Annotated in this window: 5 protein-coding genes and 1 pseudogene; 5 read left to right on the plus strand and 1 reads right to left on the minus strand. The window is 72.8% G+C overall.

What is annotated here, in order from left to right; all coding sequences use genetic code 11:
- Window positions 1–138: 138 nt before the first annotated feature.
- From VE546_RS24295 to VE546_RS24305, 3 genes are all read left to right on the plus strand, one after another.
- Window positions 139–1,848 carry a Mu transposase C-terminal domain-containing protein gene (locus VE546_RS24295; protein WP_324925878.1) on the plus strand — a complete coding sequence of 570 codons (1,710 nt, stop codon included), beginning with the start codon at window positions 139–141 and terminating at the stop codon, window positions 1,846–1,848.
- Between the two features lie 134 nt (window positions 1,849–1,982).
- On the plus strand, window positions 1,983–2,852 hold the full coding sequence (locus VE546_RS24300; RefSeq protein WP_349256452.1) for a TniB family NTP-binding protein: 870 nt from the start codon (window positions 1,983–1,985) through the stop codon (window positions 2,850–2,852).
- Window positions 2,853–2,911: 59 nt separating this feature from the next.
- Window positions 2,912–4,333 (plus strand): TniQ family protein, encoded by a 1,422-nt coding sequence (locus VE546_RS24305; protein ID WP_324925886.1) that lies wholly within the window; start codon window positions 2,912–2,914, stop codon window positions 4,331–4,333.
- Here the strand turns inward: VE546_RS24305 and VE546_RS24310 are convergent.
- Window positions 4,315–4,872 (minus strand): annotated as a pseudogene (locus tag VE546_RS24310) (recombinase family protein); the annotation flags it as partial. The gene VE546_RS24305 and the pseudogene VE546_RS24310 overlap by 19 nt on opposite strands.
- 378 nt (window positions 4,873–5,250) lie before the next feature.
- On the opposite strand from VE546_RS24310, the gene VE546_RS24315 reads away from it, so the two are divergent.
- Both VE546_RS24315 and VE546_RS24320 read left to right on the plus strand, forming a co-directional pair.
- Window positions 5,251–5,856 carry a sigma-70 family RNA polymerase sigma factor gene (locus tag VE546_RS24315; protein ID WP_324925882.1) on the plus strand — a complete coding sequence of 202 codons (606 nt, stop codon included), beginning with the start codon at window positions 5,251–5,253 and terminating at the stop codon, window positions 5,854–5,856.
- On the plus strand, window positions 5,853–6,944 hold the full coding sequence (locus VE546_RS24320; RefSeq protein ID WP_324925884.1) for a CU044_5270 family protein: 1,092 nt from the start codon (window positions 5,853–5,855) through the stop codon (window positions 6,942–6,944). Before VE546_RS24315 ends, VE546_RS24320 begins: the two co-directional genes overlap by 4 nt.
- Window positions 6,945–7,097 lie beyond the last annotated feature (153 nt).

The raw sequence follows: 7,097 nt of genomic DNA on the forward strand, positions 1-7,097 counted from the left end.
TGTCGATGTCTGAGTTCGTCTGCACGGCTGACCTGCCGCGTTGCCTGGTTGTGCTGACGAGTTCGGGCGCGGGTGGTGTCCGAGTTCGTGTGCACTACGGTGCGCGTTGCTCGAGTTCGTCTGCACGAAGGCGCGGGGATGGTCGGGGAGTCGGTTCGGGGACCGGGGGCGCTGGACGTCCCGCGTGAGGTGTGGGAGGTCGCGGTCGCCCGCGCACGGGTGATCGGCCCGCTGGCGGTAGCTGATCGTCTCGGCGCGGCGGCGGTGGAGTCGGCGGCCGTGGAGCTGGGGTTGTCGCGGCGGCACGTGTACGCGCTGGTGGCGCGGTGGCGGGCCGGGCGGGGGGTGGTGTCGGATCTGCTGCCGGGCCGCTCGAGCGGCGGCCGGGGCCGTGAGCAGCTGGCCGAGCCGGTGGAGGCGGTGATCCGCGAGGTGCTGCGCCGGCGGTACGTGGACCGGCAGCGTCGAAGCGTCGCGGTGGTGCACCGCGAGATCGAGCGGATCTGCCGCACACGCGGGCTGGCGGTGCCGTCGCGGGGGTCGGTGGTGCGCCGGATCGCCAAGCTCGACCCGGTGGTGACGACCCGGCAGCGGGAGGGCGTGGACGCGGCCCGGTCCCGGCAGGGCGCCGGCGGTGCGCCGCCAGCGGTGACCCGGCCGTTGGAGCAGGTGCAGATCGATCACACGGTGGTGGACGTGGTGATCGTGGACGAGACGCACCGGCTGCCGATTGGCCGCCCCTACGTGACGGTCGCGGTCGACGTGTTCAGCCGCGCGGTGGTCGGCCTGGTGGTCACCTTGGAGGCGCCGTCGGCGCTGTCGGTGGGCCTATGCCTGGCGCACATGGTCACGGACAAGCGGGCGTGGCTGGAGGGCCTGGGTGTGCAGGCCGAGTGGGTGATGAGCGGCAAGCCTGAGCAGCTGTACGTCGACAACGCCGCGGAGTTCAAGAGTGAGGCGCTGCGCCGGGGCTGTGAGCAGCACGGCATCGCCGTGTCGTACCGGCCGCCGGGTCGCCCGCACTACGGCGGGATCGTGGAGCGGTTGATCGGCACGATGATGCGCACGGTCCATGAGCTGCCGGGGACCACGTTCTCCAACCCGGCCCAGCGCGGTGGGTACGACGCCGACGCCGCGGCGTGCCTGACGCTGACCGAGCTGCAGCGGTGGCTCGCCCTGGCGGTGTGCAGCTACCACCAGACGGTTCACCGTGGGATCTCGCAGGCTCCGGCCGCGCGGTGGGCCGGGGGGCTCGAGGCGGCGGGCGCCGGGGGCCTGCCGGTGACGGTGCAGCACGAGGCGGGGTTCCTGCTGGACTTCCTGCCGGTGGAACGCCGGCGGTTGACCCGGACCGGGTTCGTGCTGGACCACGTGCACTACTACTGCGATGCGCTGCGGCCGTGGATCGCGCGCCGCGAGCAGCTGGACAGGTTCGTGGTGCGCCGCGACCCGCGCGACATCAGCCGGATCTGGGTCCTGGACCCCGACGACGGCGCCTACCTTCCGGTGCCGTACCGGACGATGTCCAACCCGCCGCTGACCCTGTGGGAGCACCGAGCCGCCGTCGCGGCGCTGCGCACCGCGGGCCGCGCCGAGGTCGACGAGGCGGCGGTCTTCGCGATGGTGGCGCAGATGCGCGCGATCACCGACACCGCGCAGACCACCACCCGCCGGGCCCGCCGTGACTCCACCCGCCGCGCCATGGCCGGCACCGTCGCGGGCACCCCGGCTGGCACCCTGGCTGGCACCCCGGCGGGGGCCGACTCGACACCACCTGCCATGCCGACGCCGCCGGGGCTGCCGGGGTTTGCTGGTGCGGCGGCGTTCGAGGTGATCGAGCAGTGGTGACCCCCGGCCGGGCCGGGGCGGCGTCGAGCCAAGCGGGTGACAGGCCGGGGGCGTGGCCGGTGGAGGGGGAGGTGGTGGAGCCGTTGGATCCGGTGGACCTGTCGCACTTACACGTCTCGGCGCAGGCGGTGGCGATGCTGCCGGCGGACGAGCGGGTGCGGTTCGTGCGCGCGGACCGGTGGATCGGGTACCCGCGTGCGGTGCAGGCGGTGGAGCAGCTGGAGACGTTGCTGTCGTGGCCGGCGAAACAGCGGATGCCGAACCTGCTGCTGATCGGGCCGACGAACAACGGCAAGTCGATGATCGTGGAGAAGTTCCGGCGGCTGCACCCGGCGGTCTCGCACGCCGACCGGGAGGAGATCCCGGTGCTGGTCGTGCAGATGCCCTCGGACCCGTCGGTGGCCAGGTTCTACACCGCGGTGCTGGCCGAGCTCGGCGCCCCGCTGGGGCGCTCCTACCGCCTGCCGGACCTGGAGCAGCTGGTCCTGGGCCTGCTGCGGGCGGTGAAGGTGCGGATGCTGGTCATCGATGAGCTGCACAACGTGCTGAGCGGGCGCGGGGACCGCCGGCGGGAGTTCTTGAACCTGCTGCGGTTCCTGGGCAACCAGCTGCGGATCCCACTGGTCGGGGTCGGCACCCACGAGGCGTACCTGGCGATCCGCTCGGACGACCAGCTGGAGAACAGGTTCGCGCCGTTCGCCCTGCCACGCTGGGACGCCGGCAACGAACCTGGGCACGGCCTGGCCGACACCTGCAGCCTGCTGGCTAGCTTCGCGGCGTCGTTCCCGCTGCGCCGTCCCTCCTCGATCGCAGACCCCACCACGGCCCGCTACCTGCTGACCCGCAGCGAGGGCACCATCGGGGAGCTGGCGCACCTGCTCACCGACGCCGCGGTCGCCGCGATCGAATGCGGCGAGGAATCGATCACCCAGCGGACCCTGCTGCTGGCCGACTACACCGGCCCCACCCAACGCCGCCGCCAGTTCGAACGCACCCTCACGTGAGCCCTGACGTGGGCCGCTGACGTGAACCCGCTGACGTGAACCGGGCCGGTCGCCATGGGGTGCGGCGGTGGCCGCTGCACCCACCGCCAGGGGACCTCGAGGCGCTGTCGTCGTGGCTGGACCGCCTGGCCACCGTCCACGGCCTGAGCGTCACGCAGCTGCTGGGCAACCTCAACCTCCCCCTCTACCCCTTTGATTTGCCCGACCTCGCCCGCCGGGTCGCGCGCGAGGTCGACGACGACCCTCCACCGGGCCTGGCCCAGGCCCTGGCCGAACGGACCGGCGTGGAGGCGGGCCGGATACACGCCATGACCCTGCCGGGGTGGCAGGGCCTGCTGCTGCAGACCCCCGACCCCGAGGACGGCTGGGGTCAGGCGGTCTTCGAGGACTACGTGCGCGCGAACTCGGTGCTGCTGGCCCCCGGTGAGGCCCGGGCACATCAGGTGGAGCGCACCCGCGGCCAATGGGCCGGGCCCTGGATCCCCCGCTACCCGCTGAACCGGGTGTGCCCGGCCTGCGTCGCCGAGATCGCGGCCGGCCGCCCGCGCGGGCCGGCCCTGGTCTGGAGGCTGGCGCTGATGAGCAGCTGCGTCGAGCACGCCTGCCTGCTGATCGACTGCGCGCCCAGTGCTCAGCCCCGCGGGCCGGTGGCAGTGCCCGAGCCGCTGGCCACGATGGACAGGTACACCCACCAGGGCCTGACCATGGGCCGGGTCGACCTTCCCGGGCGCAGCGTCCACGCCGCGGTGTGGTTCCGGTTGCTGCGATCGTTGCTCGACGAGGTGTCCCTGGCGCCGGGCACCTGCCGCCGGCAGGCCCGATGGACCCTGGAACGGGTGTGGGCCGCCACCGGGCGGCCACCACGCGGGGGCGTGCGGATGTGGCAGGTCTTCGAGGATCTGCAGCCCGAGCACCGCGACGCAGTGTGGCACGCAGCCGCTACCGCACTACAGATGGCCGCGGACGGGACGATCACCGCCCGCGGCCGGCTCGCCGACACGATCGCCGCACCCCCAGCCAAGGCCGTCTACGCCGGTTACCCACCACGGGCAGCCCGGCCCACCCCCCTGCCCGAGCTCACCCAGGAGTCGTGGGAACGCATCAGCGCCGACATCAACGCCACGATCACCGCCGGGCGGACCGACCCAGACACCGCGGTGGCAGTGCTGGGCTGGTTCCTGATCGTCTGCCGCACCCCTGAGCAGTTCGAACGGGAACGCCGCTACGTGATCGGCCTGGGGATCCCCGAGCAGTTCCTGCCCACCACCATGGACGACTTCGAGCAAGCCCAACACGCCCGTGATCGTGCGCAGGCAGACCGCCGCAGGGCCCGGATCGAGCAGCCCGGACCGGCCTACGCCACCGTTTCGACGGCGACCTCGCCGTCCGGATCGATCTCCGGCACAGCACCCGATCCGGACCCAGGTGCAACCCCGGACCCGGCACCAGGACCAGCGGCGCCGGGCTGGGCCCGCAGGTAGGTGTAGAGGGTTTCGCGGCTGATGCCGAACTCGCGGGCGACGGTGGCCTTGGGGACGCCGTCGGCGACCCGGGCCCGCAGCTGCGCGGCCTGGTCGGCGGTCAAGGCCGGGGTGCGGCCGCGGTAGGCGCCTCGCTGGCGGGCGAGGGCGATGCCTTCGCGTTGGCGTTCGCGGATCAGGGAGCGTTCGAACTCGGCGAACGCGCCCATCACCGACAGCAGCAGGGTGGCCATCGCGGTGTCGTCGCCGGTGAAGGTCAGCTGCTCCTTCACGAACTGCACCCGCACTCCTCGCCCAGTCAGGGCCCGGACCAGGGCACGTAGGTCGTCGAGGTTGCGTGCAAGGCGGTCCATGGAGTGCACGACCACCGTGTCGCCGTCGCGGACGAAGGCGAGCATCGCCTCCAGCTGTGGGCGGCTGGTGCTGCGGCCCGACGCGCTGTCGGTGAACACCCGGTCGACCGGCACGCCGTCCAGCTGCCGGTCGGGGTTCTGGTCCAGGGTGCTCACCCGCATGTACCCGACCCGCTGACCCGTCACAGGCCCTCCAACCCCAGTCCGACCCCGAAAGTGTCAGGTTGAACCCTAGACCCGCGGGCGGGGGTGTCCAACAAGCCACACACCGGCCCTAACCTGACGGGTTCCGGCTGCCTGCCCTGACGTCAGATTGGGGTATACCCCAACCGGGCGTATGCCGTCTGGGATGGCTCGTCCTCAGCCAACTGGCCGAGGGCGACGGGTTGACCTGTGGGCTCCGGTGAGGGGGGCGATGCGGGGGCCGCTCGGGTGAGCGGGGGTGAGTCCTGTGACGCTAAGTCGGGCTGCGGCGTAGTAGTAAATGTGACAGCACGACGAGACCTACTCCCGCCAGGGGCCGGCGATGCCGCGCCCGGCCGTGCTCTCGATGCGAAAAGCGCGGTGAGCGAGTGGAGCGATGCGGACCTGCTCGCCGTGCTGTCCACCGATGCGGCGGCGTTCACCGAGTTCTACCGTCGCCACCTGCCGCGGGTGCGGGCCATCGGGCTGCGCCGGCTCGGCACGGCCGAAGACGTCGCCGACATGGTCGCGTCGGTGTTCCTCAAGATCATCGAGTCGGCGGACGGGTTCGACGCCCGTCGCGGGCGGGCCGTCCCGTGGTTGCACGCCGTCGCCGCGAACGTGGCTGCCGACGAGCGGCGCCGTGCAGGTCGCGCCACGGCCGCGCAGACCCGCCTGCAGGGCCGCCGCTACTGGGACGACGCGGACCTGGCGCGGCTGGAGGAGCAGCTCGACGCGGCTGCCGCCGTACGTGCGCTGGCCACCTCGATCGCCCAACTGCCGGACGGCGAACGCCGCCTGCTCGAGCTGGTCGCCGTCGACGACCTCACCGTGGCCGAGGCCGCGGCGGTGCTGGGCCTGCGCGCCGGCACCGCCCGGATGCGGCTCAACCGTGCCCGCCGCCACCTGCAACGCCACCTGCAACAGACGTCTGCGCCGGCAACCACCCCGACAGTGCCCCTCGCCGTCATCAAGGAGTCCCGATGAGCACCACGCCCCCTCCCCCGCTCTCCCCGTCCGAACAGCGCCTACTGCACGCCCTCACCGACGTCGTCGACGACCGCCGTCGCGCCGCGCCCCCCGCGCAGCCCGCCCGTTCGGGCAACCGCTCCGGGGCGGGCGTGGTGATCCTGCGACGCAGGACCCTCGTCGGCCTGGCCGCCGCCGCGGCCGTCGCGACCGTCGCGGTCCCCGCGATGCTGCCGACCGGGCCCGGTGACGGGCTGATCGCCGGCGCCAACGCCTCGGCGTTCCTCGGGGAGATGTCCGCGACCGTGGCCGCGCAGCCGGCGCCGCCCCGGGACGCGCCGTTCTGGTACGTGAAGTCACGCTCCCGGATCGGCGACGAGCGGGCCGGCATCCGCGAGGAGTGGTTCGGCCGCCGGGTGGCCGGCGGGTACGTCCAGTCGGGGCCGGACGGCAGCAGCTCCAACGTCGCACCCGGCCCGGCGACCTGGGTGATCGGGTTCTCCGGCCAGACCATGACCTGGGACCAGTTGCAGACCCTGCCCACCGACCCCACCGCCCTCGCCGCCGTCCTGCGACGCGCCTCCACCGTGCCCGGCTCCGACCCCGGCTCCGACCCCGGCTCCAACGTGGACACCGTCTTCGGCGTGATCGGTGAACTGCTCACCAGCCCGGCACCACCCAAGGTCAAGGCAGCGCTCTACGCGGTGGCCGCCCGGGTGCCCGGCGTCCGCCTGGTCGGCACCGTCATCGACGACGCCGGCCGGTCCGGCGTCGCCGTCGAACAGGACGGCTCGGGGCAGACCACCAGGTACGTCATCGACCGGCGCACCGGAAGCCTCCTGACGGAGACGAACACCCCCCTCGGGCCGTGCACCCCAGGACCTGTCACCGGCCTCGACGGCCGCACCATCCCCGACACACGAGGCCGGACGGTCCGTAGTTCATGCCTCGACAAGGTGTACACCTGGACCTACCTGCAGGCCGGGCCCGCTACCACGCTCGGCCGGCAGGTGACCCCCTCCCCGTCCCCGTCGCCGTCCGACGACGTCAGCCCCTCGCCGTCGCCGTCCGACGACGTCAGCCCCTCGCCCTCACCCACGTTCTGACGGTCCCCGCACACAGGACACCGGCACCAGCCAACCCTCGGCTGGTGCCGGTGTCCTGCCGTTCCGCTGCCACCCCGGCAGGAACTCCGCCTACCCCGACAAGCCTGTGCACGCGAACTCGAACACCCGTGCACGCGAACTCGAACATCGACA

Source organism: Streptomyces sp., from assembly GCF_035644915.1.
In the GTDB taxonomy this organism is placed as follows: Bacteria; Actinomycetota; Actinomycetes; order Streptomycetales; family Streptomycetaceae; genus Streptomyces.

Excerpts from the sequence above, each read along its gene's own strand:
- VE546_RS24295 (WP_324925878.1), top strand. The coding sequence starts at position 139 with ATGGTCGGGGAGTCGGTTCGGGGACCGGGGGCGCTGGACGTCCCGCGT.
- VE546_RS24320 (WP_324925884.1), top strand. The coding sequence starts at position 5,853 with ATGAGCACCACGCCCCCTCCCCCGCTCTCCCCGTCCGAACAGCGCCTA.
- VE546_RS24300 (WP_349256452.1), top strand. The coding sequence starts at position 1,983 with ATGCTGCCGGCGGACGAGCGGGTGCGGTTCGTGCGCGCGGACCGGTGG.